The organism is Martinezella rhizogenes, assembly GCF_007002745.1.
Taxonomy (GTDB): Bacteria; Pseudomonadota; Alphaproteobacteria; order Rhizobiales; family Rhizobiaceae; genus Agrobacterium; species Agrobacterium cucumeris.
On record NZ_SGNY01000001.1, the window covers coordinates 594815 to 613677 of the forward strand.

Consider the following 18863-nt stretch of genomic DNA (forward strand, 5'->3'; position numbering starts at 1 on the left):
GGAGCATATTCGCCCTTCAAACGCGAGATAGATCAGGGAGTGAAAACCATGGCATCGTTTTTTTCCAAAATCCTTTCGGCCTTCGGCTCCGGCCAGTCGTCCGATGCACCGCAGAAGACGGCGCAGGTGGAGCCGCATGCGCATGGCGACTATCTGATCTATGCGACGCCATTGAAGGAAGGCGGCCAGTTCCGCTTGGCCGGCCGCATCGAGAAAAAGGCTGGCGAGGAAGTGCTTGTGCATGAATTCGTGCGCGCCGATGTCTTCAGCAGCATGGATGATGCGGTGGAGTTCACGATCCGCAAGGCGAAGCTGATCATCGACCAGAACGGTTCATCGCTTTTCCCAGGAAAATGATGACGTTTTCTTACTCTCTAAATTAAGATTCCGTTGGTTGCTTAGGCCTATCGTCCTTTAAGGGCATGGAGTTGCGCCGATAGACCGGCGTGATGTGGATCGATAGGGCGTGTGCCGATGCAATGGGCAAATCTGGCCCTCTTCCTTACGGAGGCCATCGTCTATTTTTCGGTAATGACGGCATTCCTTCATTACCGGCATATTCTCGGCATCGGTGTTTTTCTCACCGCGCTGGGTGTCATGCATTTCATGGAAACCTATCTGGCCGCCGTCTTTTATGTCGGCCTGCCTTTCGGCGTCGCCTCGCCGGGTTCCTCCATCCTTTTTGCCGGCAAATTGATGATGATCCTCATGCTTTATATGCGCGAGGATGCGGCGGTTGTGCGCCAGCCGATCTACGGCCTGCTGCTCGGCAATATATTGACCGTCATCATGGCGCAGATCATCCGGTTTCATCAGACGGTGGCGATCGTCCCCGGACAGTCGGTCGATACGGGCTTTCTTGATGAGATGGGCGTGCTGATGGTCTGGGGCACCAGCATTCTTTATGTCGATGCCATCGCCATCATCCTGCTTTACGAAAAGCTCGGGCGGTATTTGCAGCGCCACATCGTGCTGCGCTTCGCGATCTGTGGCGTCGTCATCTTAAGCTTCGATCAGGCGGCTTTTTACGGGGCGTTGCGATATTTGTTCGATGCGCCGGTCAATGTCTTCTACGATGGCTGGAAGGCGAAGATGGCCGCGGTTGGCATCTATTCGGTCTTGTTCGCCCTCTATCTCGGTCTGACATCGACCAAGGGGCGTTTCCTGACACGCCGCAGCGTTGCCGATGTCTTCAACGACCTCACTTTCAGGGAACGCTACGAGGAGCTTCTGTCCCGTTCGGGTCGCGACATGCTGACTGGCGTGTCGGATCGGGCCCGCATGGAACTCGATGCGCCGTCGGTCGTCGTGGAGTGCCTGGAGAAACAGCGGCCGGTCAGCGTGCTGATCGTCGATATCGATCATTTCAAGACCGTCAACGATACTTTCGGCCACCTGCAGGGCGACGAGATATTGCGGGACTTCGCCGCCGTGCTGAAACGCAGCGTACAGCCGCATGGGCATCTATACCGCTTCGGTGGCGAGGAATTCGTGGCACTCCTGCCGGCAATGGCGCATGAGGCGGCGCTTGCCTTTTCCGCGGGGCTGCGGGTGGCGATCCTGGCGGATCTGCGCCGCCCTGACGGTTCGCCGCTGACGGTCAGCATTGGCGTCGCCACGGCCTTTGAGGACGGGCAGCTTTTCCGCGCACTTTTATCGGAAGCCGATGCCCGACTGTATGCGGCAAAAAATAACGGCCGGGATCAGGTCCACGGCCGTTTTGGAATGTGGGTCGGCTGAGACCGGCAGTCCTGCCGGCATCAGCCTGCCATTCTGTGTGCCTCAGGCGGCCTGTGCCAGTTCGGCAACCTTGGCGCCGGCGGCGGCAATGGCCTTCTCGACGGCTTCCGGGCCGAATGCCAGACCTTCGACATAGATCACTTCCACGTCGGTCATGCCCATGAAACCGAGAACGGTCTTCAGGTAAGGAACGGCATGGTTCATCGATACGGCCGGGCCTTCGGAATAAACGCCGGCAGCGGCAAGCACGATATAGACCTTCTTGCCCTTGGCGAGGCCTTCCGGACCGGTTTCGGTGTAGCGGAAGGTCTGACCGGCGCGGGCGACATTGTCGATCCACGACTTCAGGCCGGAATAGATGTTGAAGTTGATGAGGCCGGTGCCGATGACGACGGTGTCGGCGGCCATAAGCTCGGCAACCAGCTTGTCGGAATATTCAGCCGCAACCGCTTCTTCAGCGGTACGCTGGTCGGCCGGCTTGCGGATTGCAGCCGTCTTGACGGTGTCGAGGTGCGGAATGGGATCGGCGGCGAGATCGCGGTGGACAAGGGTATTCGCCGCCGACTTGGCCTTCAGCTTGTTCGCGAGTTCACCGGAAAACTTGTTCGAAACCGATTCGTCGCCACGCGGGCTGGAGGTGATGAGCAGAATGTTGGACATAGTCTTTTCCTTGCATGCAATGGGTTTGACGGGGTGCCTTGGGAGGGCGTGAAACAGCTACGGGCGCTTTCGTGGCCCCTATATGAAAAATTACGGCCATCAAGAAAACTGTGATAATGTGGAAGTAATCTATCGATGAAATGGATGGGACATGGACGCGAACCCCACACTCGACCAGTTGCAGGTATTTTTGACCGTTGCCGAGACCGGCAGTTTCTCCGCCGCGTCGCGGGCGCTTAATCGCGCCCAGTCGGTGGTCAGCTACACCATCGCCAATCTCGAGGCCCAGCTGGAAGTCACCCTGTTCGAGCGCAGCGGCGTGCGCCAGCCGAAGCTGACGGATGAGGGCCGTGCCATGCTGGAGGATGCAAGGCGCATTGTCGCTGGCCTGCAGGAAATGCGCGCCCGTGCCAAGGGGCTGAAGCAGGGGCTTGAGGCGGAGCTTTCTGTTGCCATTAGCACCATGGTACCGGCAGAAGCCGTCGTTGCGGTGCTGCGGGATTTTCGCCAGCAGTTCCCCACCGTCACCCTCAGCCTCAATGTCGGTGAACTGGGTATGGTGATGGAGATGGTGCTCTCCCGCAAGGCGGGCATCGGCATCGGCGGGGCGCTGATGCGCCAGGATGATGAACTCGTCGTCGAAAAAGTCGGCCATTCCTTCATGCTGCCGGTCGTCGCTGCGGATCATCCGCTGGCGCAGATCGAGCGACCGCTGACCCTGGCGGATGTGCGTGAGGAGGTCCAGCTCGTCGTCACCGATGCCTCCGGCCTCACGAAAGGACGCGATTTTAATGTGCTTTCCTACAAGACATGGCGGGTGAGCGATATCGCCACGAAATACCAGCTGATCAAGGGAGGTCTGGGCTGGGGCGGTCTGCCCGCATCAATCGTCCGCAACGACCTGACCAATGGCAGCCTGAAGGCTCTTGAACTCGAAGCCTATGAACAGGGCGAATATCCGCTCTTTGCACTGCGGCGGGTGGATTCACCCGCAGGTCCTGCAGGTCAGTGGCTCGCCGAGGCGTTCCAGCAGCGCCTGTCGGCCTGCCCGAACCACAAGGATTTCAGTGGGATGCTGGAAGCGAACAAGCAGAGGAATATTGCTGTCGCCGCAGAGTGACATTGACTATTGCATGTGGAGCGAGCGGGTGCCGCGAGCTTCTTCTCCCCGCCGGGGAGAAGGTCGCGGCAGCGGGATGAGGGGGCAAGCTCTCGGTTCATCGCTGACGTCGCCCCTCATCCGACCCTTCGGGCCCCCTTCTCCCCCATGGGGAGAAGAAACAAGCGGCAACCTCGCGTTACACCACGATAGGGCCAATTGACGGCAACGAACGGTCTGCCTATACGTAAACCACGGTCAGCAGTTCACCGAGGCATCGCCGTCCCGCAAGGGAAGCTAAACCTGCATCTCGAATAATTGACAGCACTTATCCCGTGCCTTGTCGGAAGCCGGCGATCAGCGACACCTCTTCGGAATGGCACGTGAGGATAAGTCATGCCACGTTCGATCCTTTCCATTGATATCGCCGACCTCTCGACCTTTGCCAAATCCGTTCGCGAACAGATCGGCAGGCTGGAGCGCCAGCCAAGCCATGTGGAGATGCTCAATCTTCTCAGCCGGGCCGCCGGGTTCCGCAATTTCCAGCATCTGCGCGCTGCACGCACATCATCCGCTGAAAGTAGCCCGCCGTTGCCGCAGATAATGCCGGCTGCCAACGAGGGCAGAGTGCTGAAGACTGCGCGGATTTTCGATGTCGCCGGCAGGCTGATGCAATGGCCTGCGCGTCGCTCCCAGCAGGAACTGTGCCTCTGGTACCTATGGGCGAAAATTCCCGCTGGGCGCAGTTTTTCCGAACGGGAATTTAGTAGCTTCCTGAATGATCTGCATCTGTTTGGCGATGCCGCGATGTTACGGCGCGACATGGTCGGCCTGAAGCTCATCCGCCGCAACCGCGATGGTAGCGACTATCAACGCATCGAGCAAAAGCCGCCGATGGAGCTGCCGCTGCTGTTGCGCGCTGTGGGTGGGCGTAATTGAGAAATAATCAGCAATGGGGCGACAAGCCTTCATCACACTCGACGTCATCCTCGGGCTCGCCCCGAGGATGAGGTGGAGTTGATGGAGACATCGTGAATAAGTTAGCCCTCCCGGCGATGTTTCGACGGGAGGGCTACGGTCTTTAAAGAACCAGACGGAACTTTGCGAAGCCTTCCGCGCCGTCACCGGCATCCTCGATCTTTGCGCCCTTGATCTCGGCAGCGTAATGGCGGCCTTTCGGACCCGTCTCGAAGATTGCCGAGGTATTGGCCACCGGCGCGAAAGACCAGTTGGCATCCGCGGACGGATTGATGGTGCCCTGATCGATGATATAGCGCACGATCACGTCGCGGTTGGTGTCAGGCGCCACGAAGATCACCTTGTCGGCAGCGATGTCAGGGAACTTGCCGCCGCCGCCGGCACGGTAATTATTGGTGGCAACCACGAATTTCTGCTCGGGATCGATCGGCTTGCCATTGAACTGAAGGTTGACGATGCGGTTGCTGTCGGGATTGACCGCCTTGCCGTCCTTGTCGAACTTCGCCGGCTTGGAAATGTCGATCTGATAGGTGACACCGTCGATGACGTCGAAATTATAGGACGGGAAATCGGCGTTCAGCAGCGGAGCATCCTTGGCGCCGGCCTCGACCGTGTTGAACATGCCCGCCGACATTTCCAGCCAGTTCTCTACCTGCGCACCATTGATCAGCACCGCCTGCACCGTATTGGGGTAAAGATAGAGGTCCGCGACATTCTTGATGGCAATGTCACCGGCGGGGACATCGGTATAATAATCCGCGCCGCCGCGACCGCCGGACTTGAAGGGCGCTGCTGCCGAAAGCACGGGCAGGTCCTTATATTCCCCTTCCTTCAGCATGTCCTTGATGTACCAGGTCTGGGCGTTGGAGACGATCTGCACGGAAGGGTCGTCTGCCACCAGCGCGAAATAGGAATAGAGCGGCGCAGAGGTCTTGCCGACCGGGCGGCGCACATAGGCGAGGGCTGCCTCGTGATCAGCCTTGGCGGCGGCGATGACTTCCGGCTTGTCCGTGAAGTCGGCAACGATCTTGCGGTTTTCATCACGGTGGTAGATCGGCCGTGCTTCGGAGGTAAAGTCGACGATCTTCCAGCTCTTGCCGTCCTTTTCGAGCAGCAGGTCGATGAGGCCCATATGCGAACCCCAGAAACCGGCCATGACCGCCGGCTTGCCGAGGAGCGTGCCCTTGACCGCATCAACACCCTCGATGCCGTCCCAGGTCTTCGGACCGGGGAAAACGAGATGCTGGTGGCCGGTGAAGATGGCGTCAATGCCTTCGACGCCCGCCAGATAAAGCGAGGCGTTTTCCATGCGGTCGCTCTGGCCCTTGCCATCGATGCCGGAATGGGAAAGCGCAATGACGATATCGGCGCCTTCTTCCTTCATGGCCGGAACCCAGGCCTTGGCCGCTTCGACGATGTCGCGCGTCTGCGCCTTGCCTTCGAGGTTCTTGGAATCCCACATCATGATCTGTGGCGGCACGAAACCGATGATGCCGACCTTGACCGGGCTGATGACGCCGCCGCCGTCGCGGATCTGTTTTTCAAGAATGATATAGGGCTTGAAGAACAGATCGTCCTGCTTGGGATCAGACGCCAGCTGACCCTTGGTGAGGTTGGCGCAGACAAAGGGAAAGCCGGCGCCGGCCAGCGTGTTCGACATATAGTCGAGACCGTAATTGAACTCGTGGTTGCCGAGCGTGCCGCAATCATAACCCAGCACGTTCATGGCATTGATCACGGGATGCTTGTCGCCGGCCTTCATGCCGCGCTCATAGGCGATGTAATCGCCGAGCGGGTTGCCCTGCAGGAAGTCGCCATTATCCACCAGCATCGAGTTTCCGGCTTCGGCGCGGATGGCGCCGATGATCGAGGCAGTGCGCGCCAGACCCATCGTGTCGTTCGGCTTGTCGGCGTAATAATCATAGGGAAAGACGTGAACGTGGATATCAGTCGTTTCCATGATGCGCAGATGCGCCTGATTGGCGGCCGCACGGGCGGCAAAGGGGTGCAGCAGCACCAGCGCCGAAGAGGCCGCAATGCCGCCGAGCAGCGAACGGCGGGTAATGGGGTGGAGAGCGAGAAGCGGCGACATGGGAACTCCTTCGGATGAAGCTTGCTCTGTCTTGAGAAGCGGACAGGGTAGAAGCAATCGCCGAGGAGTCCATCACCAAAATGACAAGCCGGTGACAGATAGGCCCGTTTTCAACCGTTTGATAAATTTTTTGTCATTGGAGCGTGATGCGCACGCTTCCACATCGGAAAAGGTGCCTCGTCCGGGCAGCCCATTCCGGCTTTGGGGAAAAGCAACTCAGCGGGCGAGCGTCGGCTTCACTTCTTCATGGAAGAAGCGGAAATAGGACGAGAGCTGCGCCAGCGTGTTGGTGGAAAGCTTCAGCTGCAGGCCAAGGCGGTTCTGGTGCTGCCATTGCACAACGCCTTCGATGAAGCCCAGATCCTCGCTCTGCACCTTGACCCGGCTGCCCTTGGCGGCAGCGAAAGGTCCGTCCAGCTCCAGCGCCATGCCCGTGGCCGAGAGATCAAGGACACGGGCTCTGGTCGACTGGCTGAAGTAGTGCACGGTCGCAAAAATCCTGGTCTTGCTGCGCGGCGCGGTGCGGGTCGCCATATTGAGGTTGTTTGCCATTTTGCTGCTCAAATCAATTGTTTCCGACAGGAGCACCATAGGCTGCAAAAGTTTGAGACCGGTTTAGTTGTTCGGTTAAAATTCTAGACAATGCTGTGATTATGCTTTGGCGATACGGCACTGATAACAATTGTTGCGGGCGGAACGGACATGCACATAAGCAACGTCTGTGCGCTCCAGAAGATGTCGTGCGCGAGACGTGATCTCGTTCGTCGCCGTTACAGCGCCTGTACCGTAAACGATGCGGTTGTCGGCGCCATATCCGCGCACGATGTAATCCGGGCTGTTGAGCATCGGCGGAACGGTCTCCGTTTGCGGATAGCGCTCGCAGGCTTCGGCATGCAGAAACACAGGTCCCGTCTCCGCATAGGGCTGCAGCGACGGAAACGGCCTGTAGGCAAGGATCAGCATGCCTTCGCCTTCACCAATCTGGGAAAGACAGTGGCGGCAGGGCATGCCTCCGGGAGAAAAGCGCCGTTCGGGCGGATTGCCATAGGCGTCGGCAGCGCCTGCCCGGAAGGCTTCGGCTTCCTTAGCCGGCATTGCAATAAAGACGAGATCGGTCATGGCGGGTTCTTTCTGGTTTGGATCGGCGTTGCTTCTTTGCAGCTATGATCTCCAAACAGAGTGCTATCCACCCGATTCTTGCCAGGTGATGCAACCAGCCCATTGCATGACTCGTTTGCATCGGGAATCAGTGACGCTCCTCGTTCCCGGAAGGTCTGATTTTATGTTGCGTCGTTTTCTGGCCGCCATTCCGCTGGCTTTCGTTTCGTTGACGGCCCCGGCCCAGGCACAGACTGCCGCCGGTCTCGATGGCCTGTCCGACGACCAACTGCAGCAGGCGGTCAACTTCGTCATCGGCAACGCCATATTCGCGCTTTATCACGAGGGCGCGCGCATGCTGATTTCGGATTTCGGAACGGTGGAGACCGGCAGTGCGCAGGCCCCGGCGGACCAGCTGGCGGGCACGCTCATTCTTCAGGCCAACGAGGAATGGCTCGATACCGCGCTCGTCAACGCCACCGACAGCTGGTATCTGGGACGCGAGGCGGAAACCTTGCCAGAGCACGAAGCACCAGTCTTTTCCGCGCTCATCCCCGACAGAAGCCGTGACCGCAACATGGCCTGCCTGATGGTCGGCCGCGACAAGGATGGTTATGGCGATCTGGCCGCCATGATGGGTCTGGACAATGCCGAATTCGACAGATGCGCTGCCGCCTATCCGCGCGTCGCTTCGGACTGGGAGAATTTTCTGAGCCCGCATCGCAGCCAGACGCGGTCCAAATTCACCGTCAGCTACATGCCGCCACGCGATCCCGAGCTTGAACCCTATGCCATCATGATCAGGGAATCGAAGGTTCTCGATCTCATCAGCCGCAGTTTCGGCGCTTACGGTCTGAAGGGTGACGTCAAGCTCACGGCCAGGACCTGCGGCCGTCCCGATGTTTACTGGTCGGCTGAAAAGCGCGAGATCACCTATTGTTATGAGCTTGGTAAATTCCAGGCGGAGCTGATTGCCGATCATCTGCTGAACACCGTCACGGAAGACAAGGGCGCCGCCGGCGGGCAAATTCCAACGGCGGTCAATCTGGAACGGGAAATCTGAGGTCGATTGCCTGACGCTGGCGATCTGGCCTCCTGAACGGGAGGAAAGTGCCATGCCCAAGGTTGTCGTTCGCAATTTCTCCATTTCGCTTGATGGATATGGCGCGGGGCCGGACCAGAGCCTGCAGAACCCACTGGGCGTGAACGGCGAAGAGCTGCATCAATGGGCCTTCAAGACCCGCACCTTCCGCCGCATGTTCGGCAAGGAAGGCGGCGCGACCGGTACGGATGAGGATTTTTCCGAAAAGAGCTTCGAAAATATCGGCGCATGGATTTTAGGCCGCAACATGTTCGGTCCCATCCGCGGCGCATGGCCGGATGAAAGCTGGAAAGGCTGGTGGGGCGAGGAACCGCCTTATCACGTTCCGGTTTTCGTGCTGACGCACCATCCGCGCCCGTCCCTTGCCATGAAGGGCGGCACGGTGTTCCATTTTGTTACCAACGGCATCGAGGCGGCCCTAGATGGCGCGCTCGTCGCAGCGAATGGCAAGGATGTCCGCATCGGCGGCGGCGTTTCTACCATCCGGCAATATATGGCCAAAGGCATGATCGATGAATTGCATCTGGCGCTGGCGCCGGTGTTTCTCGGCAAGGGCGAAAATCTGTTCGAAGGGCTGGACTTGCCGGCACTCGGTTATCGCTGCACAGGAACGGTGGCGGGCGAGGGTGCTACCCATCTGATTATCGACCGGGCATGAATGCTGCGCCGTTAAAGGTATCCCCACCAACATTGCGCAGCGGTTCCTGCGCTGACATTTCCCTCACTCCCTCATTCCTGTGCTTGTCACATGAATCTAGCCGACGCGCGTCTGCGCGGCGAGAGAGTCCTTTTCAGCCCAAGGACTTGGGCTGACTGGATTCCTGTGACGAGCACAGGAATGAGGCAGTGGGAACCAGACACTCCCTATCGGCGAATGGCACGCGTTGCTCTCAATGGCGCTACTCAATTGCGCAGCGAAATTTCCAGAAGCTCGGTATCAGACAGCGGCTCCACCCAGGCCTCATAGGTGCCGACGGGCGAGAAGCCCATCATCTGGTAAAGTTGTAGCGCGCGCGGATGATCGAGCGTATTGGTCGTGACAGTCACCCGTTTCGGATTGTCCTGCCAGGCCGCGTAAAGCGCCTGCAACAGGAACCACTTGCCGACGCCAGCGCCAATCGCCTCTTCGAGCAGGCCGAAATAGGAAAGCTCGGTCACCTCGTCGCTCGCCTTGTGCAACTCGAAGAAACCGGCAGGCGCACCGTTCATATAAAGAACCGTAACGCTGTTCTTCGGGTCCTTGAGGACGGCTGACAGCTCCGCATCGCTCATGCGCATGCGCTTCTGCCAATGCCAGCGTTTCCCCACCCGCCAGTAAAGATAGCGATAGAAGTGCAGGGGAATATCGGTGACCCGCATCAGTGCCGTCTGGATGTTGACGGGGATCGGCAAGCTGACCTTCGGCGGCGACGTCATTTCCAGCTGCGTTACATGCGCCTTCAAAGGCCCATGCGACACAACGGGAACAGGCTCGGCGGGTCCGGTGGCGACAGGCGTGTCTTCCAGCCCGCCCCATTCCGACCAGGAACCGTCATAGAGCGAATTATCCTGATGGCCGAGCGATTCCAGCGCAAGCGTGATGACGGCGGCGGTAACGCCCGAGCCGCAGCTCGTCACCACCGGCTTGCCAAGATCGATGCCCGCATCAGTTACCATCTTGCGGATTGCGGTCAGGTCCTTGAAGTGGCCGTTCTCCGAAAAGGCTGTCGCCGGCAGGCTGCGCGCGCCGGGCATATGGCCCGACCGCATGCCGGCACGTGGTTCGGCTTCATCACCGGTGAAGCGCCCCGCGCCGCGGGCATCGGCAATCTGTTTTTCGCCGCTGTCGACAATGCCGCGCATGGTCGATAGCGAAGTCACGCGTTTCTCGTTGAAGTCAGGCGTAAAGGTCGCAGGCTCGATCCCCGGCGTACCGGTTTCAAGCGGTCGGCCTTCGCGCTTCCAGCCATCAAGGCCGCCATCCAGCACATAGGCCTTGCGCACGCCCATCACCCGCAGCATCCACCAGACGCGCGGTGCGGAAAAGAAACCGGGGCCATCATAGACCACGATCGTATCATTCTCGCTGAGACCAAGCTCGCCTGCCTCCTGCGCAAAGAATTCCGGCGAGGGCAGGGAGTGCGGCAGACCGGTGGTGTGATCGGCGATCCTGTCCTGATCGAAGAACACGGCGCCGGGCAGATGGCCGGCCGCGAATTCCTCCGCGCCATTGCGCTTGTGCGCCGGCAGATACCACGAGGCATCAACGAGACGAAACCGGGCTGTGCCAAGCTGTTTTTCCACCCAGTCCGCCGAAACGACGAAACGGCTCTTATCCGTGCTCACGATGTCTCTCCCGATCTCAGGCAACAGCTTCAGGCGCGCCGAAACGAATGCGGAACCGCCTGTTCTCCTTGCCCTTCTTTTCTATCTTGGCAATGTGAATATCGCCCACTTCCTGCGTTTCGGAAACATGGGTGCCGCCGCAGGGCTGGCTGTCGATGCTGGAATTTTCGCCGATGCAGACGAGGCTGACGCGGCCGAGGCCCATCGGCGGCCGCACATTCTTGGATTTGACGATGCCCGGATTGGCAGCCAACTCCTCGTCGGTAATCCATTGCAGAAAGACGGGGTGGTTGGCTTTCACCAGCTCCATCAGCTTCGCAGTCACCTCATCCTTGTCGATGGTCTCGGACATGTCGAAATCAACACGCGATTCTTCCTCGCCGACGGCAGCGCCGGTGATTGGCCACTGGCAGACGACGGAGAGCAGATGGCAGGCCGTGTGCATGCGCATCAGCTTGTAGCGGCGTGGCCAGTCCACATGCAGGGTCAGCTTCTCGCCAACGTCGGGAGAAGGCTGGCCTTCGAGCGGCACATGGATGATGACGCTCTTGTCTGCACCGTTCTTGGTGACGCCGAGGTCGATGCGCGCACCATCCGCCCGCTCGAGAAACCCGCTATCGCCCGGCTGGCCGCCGGAGGTGGCATAAAAGCAGGTCTGGTCGAATTCTATGCCGCCATCCTCATGCACCGCCGTGACGATTGCTTCTACGGTTGAGAGATAAAAATCGTCACGGAACAGGGCATTCACAGGCATTTCGGCATGTCCTCAAACGGTTTCGTACGGAACCGCAATCTCGCTTTTCGTCGCCAGCCATTGCGGAATCGGCAGCCCCTTGGAGCGCAGGAAATCCGGATTGAACAGCTTCGACTGATAACGATTGCCGTAATCGCATAGTATCGTCACGATTGTATGCCCCGGACCAAGCTCGCGGGCAAGGCGGATTGCGCCGGCAATGTTGATGCCGGAAGAACCGCCGAGGCAAAGCCCTTCCTTCGTAACGAGATCGAACAGCACCGGCAGCGCTTCCGCATCCGAGACCCGATAGGAAAAGTCCGGCGTAAAACCTTCCAGATTGGCGGTGATGCGGCCCTGCCCAATGCCCTCGGTAATGGAAGAACCTTCGGACTTCAGGACTCCGTGCTTGTAGAATTCGTAAAGGGCCGCACCTTCAGGGTCGGCAAGGCCGATCTTGATGTCAGGGTTGAAATCGCGCAGGCCATCGGCCACGCCCGCCAGCGTTCCGCCTGAACCGACCGAGCATATGAAACCATCGACCTTGCCATCCGTCTGGTCCCAGATTTCCGGGGCGGTGGTTTCGATATGGGCCTGACGGTTGGCGATATTGTCGAACTGGTTGGCCCAGATCGCGCCGTTCTCATCGGTCGCGGCAAGCTGTTTCGCCAGCCGGCCGGAAACCTTCACGTAATTGTTCGGGTTGGAATAGGGGGCGGCCGGAACTTCGACCAGCTTGGCGCCAAGAAGTTTCAGCGCATCCTTTTTTTCCTGGCTCTGGGTCTCGGGAATGACGATGACCGTCTTGTAGCCGAGCATATTGGCGACCAGCGACAGGCCGATGCCGGTATTGCCCGCCGTGCCTTCCACGATTGTGCCGCCCGGCCGCAGCTGTCCGCGCCGTTCGGCATCGCGGATGATGTAGAGCGCGGCGCGATCTTTCACCGACTGGCCGGGATTGAGGAATTCCGCCTTGCCGAGGATTTCGCAGCCCGTCGCTTCAGAAGCGGCTTTCAGACGGATGAGTGGCGTGTTGCCGATAGCACTGAGCGCAGAGGGATGAATGGTCATGATTGAGCCTTCTTGTCTGAGCGGAAATTAGGTGCCGTTATGTCCCGTTACAACCGCCTTTAGGCAAGAAATTATCTTCCCGGCTTTGGCTTCGCCACGCAAAATTTTGCCGATACCCAGTTTTATGCGTTGTTCTTCACCGCAACATAGGCCGCAAGCGCTCTTTCCCGCGCCTTTGCATGGTCGACGATTGGCAGCGGATAGGTTTCACCAAGCGTGATACCCGCTTTTTTCAACACGTCTTTCGGCGCTTCGAACGGCTTGTGGATGTATTTCCGCTCGAGCTTTTCCAGCTCCGGTACGAAGTGGCGCACATAGTCGCCATCACCGTCGAATTTCTCGCCCTGCAGGATGGGGTTGAAGATGCGGAAGAATGGCGAGGCATCCGCCCCGGAACCCGCCACCCATTGCCAGTTGGCGGCGTTGGAGGCCGGATCGGCATCGACAAGCGTATCGCGGAACCATTTCTCGCCTTTCCGCCAGTCGATCAGCAGATGTTTGATGAGGAAGGAGGCCACGATCATACGCACCCGGTTGTGCATGGTGCCGTGCTGCCACAATTGTCGCATGCCGGCATCGACGATGGGATAACCCGTCATGCCGCGCGTCCAGGCCTTGAAGGATTTCTCATCGTCCCGCCAGCCGAAGGCGTCGAAACTGTCGTTCCAGTTTTTCTCGTCCAGTTCAGGGAAATGAAACAGCAGGTGATAGCAGAATTCCCGCCAGGCGATTTCCTTGCGAAAACGGCTGATATCGTTTGAGGCGAGGTGGCGGGAAAGCCCCTTCGTCGCGTGCCAGACGGTGGCGGGCGATATTTCCCCCAAGGCCAGATGCGGCGAGAGCATCGAGGTCGCGTCCTTTGCCGGAAAATCGCGGCCTTCTTCATAGCCTTTCAGGGCGCCATCGATGAAGTCGTCGAGTTTCTCCTGCGCGCCGTCTTCGCCGGGCGCCCAGATATCGCTGAAGTGCTTCGCCCAGTCCGGCCTGACGGGCAGCAGCTTCCAGCCATCAAGCTTTTCCGATGTCGGCCATGTCTTCGGTGCCTTCAGGCTCTCTGGCGCCTCCGCCGGGGCATGCGGCTCCTCGCCACCCTCCAGTGCCCGCCAGAAGGGCGTATAGACCCGGTAGGGGCCGCCGGATTTCGTCTTCAACCGCGAGGGTTCGTGCAGAAGATGGCCGGAAAAGCTGCGAACCGTCAGACCATCGTCGCGAAGCTTCTGTTTCAACGCCCTGTCCGTGGCCATGCCGGCCGGATCATACCGGCGGTTCCAGAATACCGAGTCTGCGCCGGTTTCCGATATCAGCTTCCGCAGTATCTTTTCGGCATCACCGCTTAAAAGCAGAAGGCTGCTGCCGGTTTTTTCCAGCGCGGCGGAAAGCGCGGCAAGCGAATGGTGAAGCCACCACTCCTGCGCACCGCCCAGCGGGCCAGAGGACTTTTCCCTGACGTAGACGGGGATGATGGGGCCGCCGTGGTCCACAGCTGCGAGGAGGGCAAGATTGTCCGAAAGGCGCAGATCCCTGCGGAACCAGACGATGACGGGGGAGGCTGTTGTCGGCATGAAAGAACCCGGTTCACTTCCGCTTGAACGAGTGTTGAAACGCTTTGTTCCGCAAATCGGCTAGAATGGAAAGATGGGGCACATGGTTTCTCGAGGGTTATTTTTTCGCTCTTGAAACAGCAGGTGAAGGGAACCAACTGGAGGAGCCGGCGTTTGTCGCGGGTTAATAGAGCATGGAAGTGCAATCAATGTTGCTGAAAGACGTTAAGTGGGAAAAGCCCGTTACCATTTCCCTTGAAAACGGTGCGCCCCGAATTTTCAACGGCGTTTACGAAGCCTTCGATTTTCTGCAGCACGAATGGCCAGAACGCGGCGACAAGGCGCATGAGCAGGCGCTTCGTCTGTGCCGCGCCTCGCTGATGGGTGATGTGGCGGGTGAAATCGCCCGCACGGCCTTCGTTGCGGCCAGCCGGCAGGCGCAATGCCTGATGGAGGACAGGGCGGAGACGCAGAATAAAATCGCATCCTGAGCTGTTTTTCAGGACTGGCATGGAAAAGGCCACCCGCCGAACCGGGTGGCCTTGTTTTTTTTGAAGATCAGGAAACGGGTTGTTTCGGACGCAGGATATGGCATCGTGTGCGCCCGAAGCGGATGAATGAATGCGATGACCAACCACTACGGCTATATTGTTTTTCCAACCGCGCTTGGCCATTGCGGCCTTGCATGGGCGGGGCGCGGCATCGCCCGTCTGCAATTGCCCGCTGCTGATGCAGGGGAAACCGAAAAGCTTCTCCTTAAACGCGTTCCGTCGTCCGCGATTGCGGTTCCCGATACACGCACGCGTGAGGTGATCGCGATGATCACCCGCTATTTCGCTGGTGAGGCGATCGATTTTACCCCCGTCGAACTGGATCTCTCCGGGCAGGAGCGGTTTTTTCTCGATGTCTACGATGTTGCGCGCCAGATCGGCTGGGGCCGCACGACGACCTATGGCGGTATCGTGAAGGATCTCGGCCTAGGCATGGAAAAGGCCCGCGATGTCGGGCAGGCGATGGCGAAAAATCCGGTGCCGCTCATCATTCCCTGCCACCGCGTTCTGGCGGCTGGCGGCCGGCTGGGCGGCTTCTCCGCGCCGGGCGGAACCACCACCAAATTGCGCATGCTGGATCTCGAAAATGCCGGTCGCAGCCGCGCCGATGAGGCGCAGGGCAGCCTGTTTTAAAGCAATGACAGATCAGGCCGCATGAATAGGCGTCTGATTTCTGCCCATTTCTCGTCAAATTGTCGCTAAATTGTCACAATACACGGACGCCCTCCAACATAAGGGCGAGACGTTTGAGAGTATCCGCGTTAATTCTATCTGCTGCCTTGGCTTTTACAGTCGCGGCGCCGGCCTCTGCCGGCATGCTGAACCAGGCAGAAAAATACACCGGGCTGCATGAGTCCAAGAACAATAAGAGTCTGAAGAATATTCTTGGGGCAAATCCCCGCAGCACCCCCTGGTGTGGCCTCTTCCTGCATGCCGTCGCCAGCAAGGCCGGCCGGCAGTCGCCGAAATCCTACGGGTTTGCGAAGTCCTGGACGTCTTTCGGTTACGCCGTTCCCGTCGGCCAGGCCAAGCCCGGCGATATCGTCGTCATCCGCAACGGTCGCGGTTATCACGCCGGAATTCTGAAGAGCATGAGCGGCAAGACCGCCCAGATCCTCGGCGGTAACCAGTCTGGCCGGGTGCAGGTATCGAATTTCAACCGCAAGGCCATCGTTTCCGTTCGCCGTTGAAGACCACACAGCACATATTCTTATAAAGGCGGGCCATGACCCGCCTTATCCATTTCAAGGGGCCTATGGCTGCTCCCTGGTGCCGGGTGCGGCATTGCGCTGGTCATCATCCTCAAGGTCGGTGGCAACGATAAAGGCGTCCTCATGCTGGCGGGCTGCCTGCCGACGGGCGCGCAGGCTCATTGTCTCATCCGGATAAATCTCACCGTCTTTCGATTTGAGCTCGCTGTCGGTTTCGAAACGCGCCACATCCTCGTCGCGAATATCGAGCGGTTCGTTCTTCGGCTTTTTCGGGGTGCTCATTGAGTAATTCTCCTGCGGGGTTTCCGCGGGGCAAACGATCCCGCATCCATGACGGTTCCCTTTTTCGAAGAAATGCTCATTCACAATCGGTCTGCGAGGAACAAAGTCTGGCTTTTTCTGTTTTTTCAGTGGCACAATCAAAACCGGTGCAACGCAAAGAGGGAGGCCTGTTATGAGCCATGATCGCGAAGCCGCAATCCGTGAAAAAGCGCGCGCAATATGGGAGAAGGAAGGCAGACCTGACGGGCATCATGAGCGCCACTGGAGCGAGGCGGAACGGGAAGTCTCCGCCGGTGCCGGAGCCGCAAAGACGACGGCCAAGAACGGCGTGAAAAAATCCGCAGCTGCCAAGACCTCGGCAGACAAGACATCAACGGACGAGGCGCCGGCGAAGAAAACGCCAGCGAAGAAGGCTCCGGCAGCAAAGGCCAAATCCCCGGCGGTAAAATCGCTTGAGAAGGAGCAGAAGTCGACGGGCAAGGACAAAGTCGACGATCTCACGGAAAGCCTTGAGGAAAGTTTCCCGGCCAGCGATCCGCCAGCGCTCACCAACGCCGCAAAGGCAACGAAGCGCGCGGTCAAGAAGAGCTGATTACTGGAAGGCCCGCCAGTCAGGAGGGCGCAAAATGCCACGAACCGGATTGGGCGAATGCAGCTGCACTTCGCTCTTCAAAACACGTTTTTGAGAGAAATGGCTCCCCGGGCCGGATTCGAACCGGCGACCTGTCGATTAACAGTCGAATGCTCTACCGCTGAGCTACCAGGGAACGTGCGCTGCTTGGCGCGGTGTGAGCGGGGTAATACAAATGCTTTTCCGATTTGCCAAGCGGTTTTTTCAAAAAAAACGCATTCCTCTTGTTTTATCCCTCTGAAGCCCCGATTTTCCGGGCTTATCGACGTTCAAAAAATTATCCACAGGCCAGACGCTGAAGGGCAGGATGGAATGAAATTCGGAATGAACCACAAGACGGGTCGCCTCCATGTCGGAAAATGGAGCCTTGCCATGCCGCGTTCGCGGGTTGGCAGGATCGCTACCGGCTCCGCTCTGGTGGTTGGCGGAACGTTGGGGTTTTTGCCCGTTCTCGGTTTCTGGATGATTCCGCTCGGTCTTGTCGTACTTTCGCACGATCTGCCGGCGGTGCGCCGCAGGCGGCGAAGGCTCGCGGTCTGGTGGGCATCGCGGCAGAACGGCCGCGAGGCCCGTCGCAACAGGGGTCAGTAGGCGTTTATCCACCGATCGAGCTGCTGATGCCCTGTCCGGCCCAGAAGGCGGCATAGGCAAGCGCTGCGAAATAAATCGCCGTCAGGCCGAGAAACAGATAACCGCCGAGCACCGTGACGCCGTCTCTCTGAATCATGCCCGCAGATAAAAGCAGGATGGCGACACCGGGCAGGGTGTTGGAAAAGGGAATGAAGCCGAGCGGCATCATCAGCAACACGCCTGCCGTCATCAGCGCCAGACCGTTTATTCTGTTGGCGACAATGCCGGTGGTGAGCGCCGGTACGCGCGGGCGAATAAATCCATCCAGCTTGGAAACGATGGCGACACCTTTTTGAAGCGCCGGTACCAGCTTTGCCGTTTCCATCTGCCGGTCGAGAATCTTCGCCGGCAGCCATGGCAGGCGGTTCAGCGTGATTGCGAGGCTGACGAGGATGATCGCAGCGCCGAACACCGTGCTGACGCCGGGAATGGAGACCGGAATGAGAAAGGGCAGGGACGCAATTGCGCAGATAAGCAACAGGCCCTGTTCGCCGATTGCTTCCATCAGTTCGCGCAACGTGATCGTCTGGCCCTGCAACTTGCCTATAAGCTTCTCCAGCGTGGTGCTGAGCTTTTCAGACGTATCAGTGAATGCGAATTCGTTCGTCATGCCGCTTCCCGGAAGTTGTTTTAACTCCGGGTTTGATAACATTCATCCGGCCACATGCCTATCGCCGATAGAAATCGGCATCGTCATGGTTCGTCGTATCTTTCGCTTTATTAGTGCGAAACCCAGTGGCTATAGGCGCCGGCGAGAAGAACCACCAGCAGGATGGCGAGTATCACCGGATTGATCGACGTAATGAAGTTTACATAGTCCATGATAACTTCCTCCACTTCTTACGGCTTTTATTCTACAGCAAAAAGGCGAGGTTATCTACCATAGGGTGAAATTTTGCAGCGCAGCAACCGCTTGCCGGTGTGGACTGGAATTGCTGGGATTTCTCATTTTCCGCGATGCAAAAATAAATCTTCCAACATTTGCCATTCTCTTGCGTTGTGTCTAATCCTGCTGCGGCGCTGGCTTTTCTCCGTCCGCTGCGCGCCGCCGTAAATCGCCTCAATCACCGCTGAGATGCCTCGGCACTCCCGCCTTGACTTCGCTCCACACTCTTCCCC

21 protein-coding genes and 1 tRNA gene are annotated in these 18863 nt (G+C 58.7%); 11 read left to right on the forward strand and 11 right to left on the reverse strand.

Going from position 1 to position 18863, the window contains the following annotated elements:
• Positions 1 to 48: 48 nt before the first annotated feature.
• Positions 49 to 357, forward strand: coding sequence for an HlyU family transcriptional regulator (locus EXN68_RS03005; RefSeq protein WP_142839566.1), 309 nt, complete (start codon positions 49 to 51; stop codon positions 355 to 357).
• Between the two features lie 117 nt (positions 358 to 474).
• Positions 475 to 1740 (forward strand): GGDEF domain-containing protein, encoded by a 1266-nt coding sequence (locus tag EXN68_RS03010; RefSeq protein WP_142839567.1) that lies wholly within the window; start codon positions 475 to 477, stop codon positions 1738 to 1740.
• Between the two features lie 42 nt (positions 1741 to 1782).
• Here EXN68_RS03010 and EXN68_RS03015 read toward each other — a convergent pair whose 3' ends face one another.
• A complete protein-coding gene (locus tag EXN68_RS03015) occupies positions 1783 to 2400 on the reverse strand; it encodes an FMN-dependent NADH-azoreductase (RefSeq protein ID WP_142839568.1) in 618 nt (205 codons plus the stop codon).
• Positions 2401 to 2551: 151 nt separating this feature from the next.
• On the opposite strand from EXN68_RS03015, the gene EXN68_RS03020 reads away from it, so the two are divergent.
• Complete coding sequence (locus EXN68_RS03020) at positions 2552 to 3520, forward strand: LysR family transcriptional regulator (RefSeq protein ID WP_142839569.1); 969 nt, start codon at positions 2552 to 2554, stop codon at positions 3518 to 3520.
• Positions 3521 to 3895: 375 nt separating this feature from the next.
• Positions 3896 to 4438 carry a DUF2087 domain-containing protein gene (locus EXN68_RS03025; RefSeq protein WP_142839570.1) on the forward strand — a complete coding sequence of 181 codons (543 nt, stop codon included), beginning with the start codon at positions 3896 to 3898 and terminating at the stop codon, positions 4436 to 4438.
• A gap of 142 nt (positions 4439 to 4580) precedes the next feature.
• On the opposite strand, the gene EXN68_RS03030 is transcribed toward EXN68_RS03025, so the two are convergent.
• The 3 genes from EXN68_RS03030 to EXN68_RS03040 all read right to left on the reverse strand — a co-directional run bounded on the left by EXN68_RS03030 (position 4581) and on the right by EXN68_RS03040 (position 7688).
• The gene (locus tag EXN68_RS03030; protein ID WP_142839571.1) at positions 4581 to 6569 is read right to left on the reverse strand and encodes a bifunctional 2',3'-cyclic-nucleotide 2'-phosphodiesterase/3'-nucleotidase; all 1989 of its coding nucleotides are present in this window, start codon (positions 6567 to 6569) and stop codon (positions 4581 to 4583) included.
• Positions 6570 to 6785: 216 nt separating this feature from the next.
• Positions 6786 to 7121, reverse strand: a complete 336-nt coding sequence (locus EXN68_RS03035; protein WP_046798894.1) for a PilZ domain-containing protein — start codon at positions 7119 to 7121, stop codon at positions 6786 to 6788.
• A 99-nt stretch (positions 7122 to 7220) separates the two neighbouring features.
• Positions 7221 to 7688: a DUF1203 domain-containing protein gene (locus EXN68_RS03040; protein ID WP_142839572.1), complete on the reverse strand. Its 468-nt coding sequence runs from the start codon at positions 7686 to 7688 to the stop codon at positions 7221 to 7223.
• A 163-nt stretch (positions 7689 to 7851) separates the two neighbouring features.
• Here EXN68_RS03040 and EXN68_RS03045 point away from each other — a divergent pair, with 163 nt between their 5' ends.
• Entirely contained in the window at positions 7852 to 8730 is an 879-nt protein-coding gene (locus tag EXN68_RS03045; protein WP_142839573.1) for a DUF4344 domain-containing metallopeptidase, read from the forward strand.
• 52 nt (positions 8731 to 8782) lie between these two features.
• Entirely contained in the window at positions 8783 to 9427 is a 645-nt protein-coding gene (locus EXN68_RS03050) for a dihydrofolate reductase family protein (protein WP_142839574.1), read from the forward strand.
• A 245-nt stretch (positions 9428 to 9672) separates the two neighbouring features.
• On the opposite strand, the gene sseA is transcribed toward EXN68_RS03050, so the two are convergent.
• The 4 genes from sseA to EXN68_RS03070 form a co-directional block, all read right to left on the reverse strand.
• Positions 9673 to 11094, reverse strand: coding sequence for a 3-mercaptopyruvate sulfurtransferase (sseA, locus tag EXN68_RS03055; RefSeq protein WP_142839575.1), 1422 nt, complete (start codon positions 11092 to 11094; stop codon positions 9673 to 9675).
• A 16-nt stretch (positions 11095 to 11110) separates the two neighbouring features.
• Complete coding sequence (locus EXN68_RS03060) at positions 11111 to 11848, reverse strand: alanyl-tRNA editing protein (protein ID WP_142839576.1); 738 nt, start codon at positions 11846 to 11848, stop codon at positions 11111 to 11113.
• A gap of 12 nt (positions 11849 to 11860) precedes the next feature.
• Positions 11861 to 12898, reverse strand: coding sequence for a cysteine synthase A (locus EXN68_RS03065; RefSeq protein ID WP_142839577.1), 1038 nt, complete (start codon positions 12896 to 12898; stop codon positions 11861 to 11863).
• A gap of 122 nt (positions 12899 to 13020) precedes the next feature.
• Positions 13021 to 14460, reverse strand: coding sequence for a cryptochrome/photolyase family protein (locus tag EXN68_RS03070; RefSeq protein ID WP_142839578.1), 1440 nt, complete (start codon positions 14458 to 14460; stop codon positions 13021 to 13023).
• A gap of 188 nt (positions 14461 to 14648) precedes the next feature.
• On the opposite strand from EXN68_RS03070, the gene EXN68_RS03075 reads away from it, so the two are divergent.
• From EXN68_RS03075 to EXN68_RS03085, 3 genes are all read left to right on the forward strand, one after another.
• Positions 14649 to 14930, forward strand: coding sequence for a DUF982 domain-containing protein (locus tag EXN68_RS03075; RefSeq protein ID WP_046798901.1), 282 nt, complete (start codon positions 14649 to 14651; stop codon positions 14928 to 14930).
• Positions 14931 to 15065: 135 nt separating this feature from the next.
• Entirely contained in the window at positions 15066 to 15623 is a 558-nt protein-coding gene (locus EXN68_RS03080) for a methylated-DNA--[protein]-cysteine S-methyltransferase (RefSeq protein WP_142839951.1), read from the forward strand.
• 113 nt (positions 15624 to 15736) lie between these two features.
• The gene (locus tag EXN68_RS03085; protein WP_142839579.1) at positions 15737 to 16180 is read left to right on the forward strand and encodes a TIGR02594 family protein; all 444 of its coding nucleotides are present in this window, start codon (positions 15737 to 15739) and stop codon (positions 16178 to 16180) included.
• A gap of 63 nt (positions 16181 to 16243) precedes the next feature.
• Here EXN68_RS03085 and EXN68_RS03090 read toward each other — a convergent pair whose 3' ends face one another.
• Positions 16244 to 16483 (reverse strand): hypothetical protein, encoded by a 240-nt coding sequence (locus EXN68_RS03090; RefSeq protein ID WP_142839580.1) that lies wholly within the window; start codon positions 16481 to 16483, stop codon positions 16244 to 16246.
• 172 nt (positions 16484 to 16655) lie between these two features.
• Here EXN68_RS03090 and EXN68_RS03095 point away from each other — a divergent pair, with 172 nt between their 5' ends.
• Entirely contained in the window at positions 16656 to 17075 is a 420-nt protein-coding gene (locus tag EXN68_RS03095; protein ID WP_142839581.1) for a DUF2934 domain-containing protein, read from the forward strand.
• A gap of 100 nt (positions 17076 to 17175) precedes the next feature.
• Here the strand turns inward: EXN68_RS03095 and EXN68_RS03100 are convergent.
• Positions 17176 to 17250, reverse strand: a tRNA-Asn gene (locus EXN68_RS03100).
• A gap of 176 nt (positions 17251 to 17426) precedes the next feature.
• Between EXN68_RS03100 and EXN68_RS03105 the strand changes: the two genes are divergently transcribed.
• The gene (locus EXN68_RS03105; RefSeq protein ID WP_142839582.1) at positions 17427 to 17705 is read left to right on the forward strand and encodes a hypothetical protein; all 279 of its coding nucleotides are present in this window, start codon (positions 17427 to 17429) and stop codon (positions 17703 to 17705) included.
• A gap of 4 nt (positions 17706 to 17709) precedes the next feature.
• On the opposite strand, the gene EXN68_RS03110 is transcribed toward EXN68_RS03105, so the two are convergent.
• A complete protein-coding gene (locus tag EXN68_RS03110; RefSeq protein WP_046800349.1) occupies positions 17710 to 18354 on the reverse strand; it encodes an exopolysaccharide biosynthesis protein in 645 nt (214 codons plus the stop codon).
• Positions 18355 to 18863 lie beyond the last annotated feature (509 nt).

Bases quoted from the DNA above. Each gene is read 5' to 3' on its own strand.
- EXN68_RS03005 (WP_142839566.1), top strand. From the start codon at position 49: ATGGCATCGTTTTTTTCCAAAATCCTTTCGGCCTTCGGCTCCGGCCAG.
- EXN68_RS03010 (WP_142839567.1), top strand. From the start codon at position 475: ATGCAATGGGCAAATCTGGCCCTCTTCCTTACGGAGGCCATCGTCTAT.
- EXN68_RS03015 (WP_142839568.1), bottom strand. From the start codon at position 2,400: ATGTCCAACATTCTGCTCATCACCTCCAGCCCGCGTGGCGACGAATCG.
- EXN68_RS03020 (WP_142839569.1), top strand. From the start codon at position 2,552: ATGGACGCGAACCCCACACTCGACCAGTTGCAGGTATTTTTGACCGTT.
- EXN68_RS03025 (WP_142839570.1), top strand. From the start codon at position 3,896: ATGCCACGTTCGATCCTTTCCATTGATATCGCCGACCTCTCGACCTTT.
- EXN68_RS03030 (WP_142839571.1), bottom strand. From the start codon at position 6,569: ATGTCGCCGCTTCTCGCTCTCCACCCCATTACCCGCCGTTCGCTGCTC.
- EXN68_RS03035 (WP_046798894.1), bottom strand. From the start codon at position 7,121: ATGGCAAACAACCTCAATATGGCGACCCGCACCGCGCCGCGCAGCAAG.
- EXN68_RS03040 (WP_142839572.1), bottom strand. From the start codon at position 7,688: ATGACCGATCTCGTCTTTATTGCAATGCCGGCTAAGGAAGCCGAAGCC.
- EXN68_RS03045 (WP_142839573.1), top strand. From the start codon at position 7,852: ATGTTGCGTCGTTTTCTGGCCGCCATTCCGCTGGCTTTCGTTTCGTTG.
- EXN68_RS03050 (WP_142839574.1), top strand. From the start codon at position 8,783: ATGCCCAAGGTTGTCGTTCGCAATTTCTCCATTTCGCTTGATGGATAT.
- EXN68_RS03060 (WP_142839576.1), bottom strand. From the start codon at position 11,848: ATGCCTGTGAATGCCCTGTTCCGTGACGATTTTTATCTCTCAACCGTA.
- EXN68_RS03065 (WP_142839577.1), bottom strand. From the start codon at position 12,898: ATGACCATTCATCCCTCTGCGCTCAGTGCTATCGGCAACACGCCACTC.
- EXN68_RS03070 (WP_142839578.1), bottom strand. From the start codon at position 14,460: ATGCCGACAACAGCCTCCCCCGTCATCGTCTGGTTCCGCAGGGATCTG.
- EXN68_RS03075 (WP_046798901.1), top strand. From the start codon at position 14,649: ATGTTGCTGAAAGACGTTAAGTGGGAAAAGCCCGTTACCATTTCCCTT.
- EXN68_RS03080 (WP_142839951.1), top strand. From the start codon at position 15,066: ATGACCAACCACTACGGCTATATTGTTTTTCCAACCGCGCTTGGCCAT.
- EXN68_RS03090 (WP_142839580.1), bottom strand. From the start codon at position 16,483: ATGAGCACCCCGAAAAAGCCGAAGAACGAACCGCTCGATATTCGCGAC.
- EXN68_RS03095 (WP_142839581.1), top strand. From the start codon at position 16,656: ATGAGCCATGATCGCGAAGCCGCAATCCGTGAAAAAGCGCGCGCAATA.
- EXN68_RS03105 (WP_142839582.1), top strand. From the start codon at position 17,427: ATGAAATTCGGAATGAACCACAAGACGGGTCGCCTCCATGTCGGAAAA.
- EXN68_RS03110 (WP_046800349.1), bottom strand. From the start codon at position 18,354: ATGACGAACGAATTCGCATTCACTGATACGTCTGAAAAGCTCAGCACC.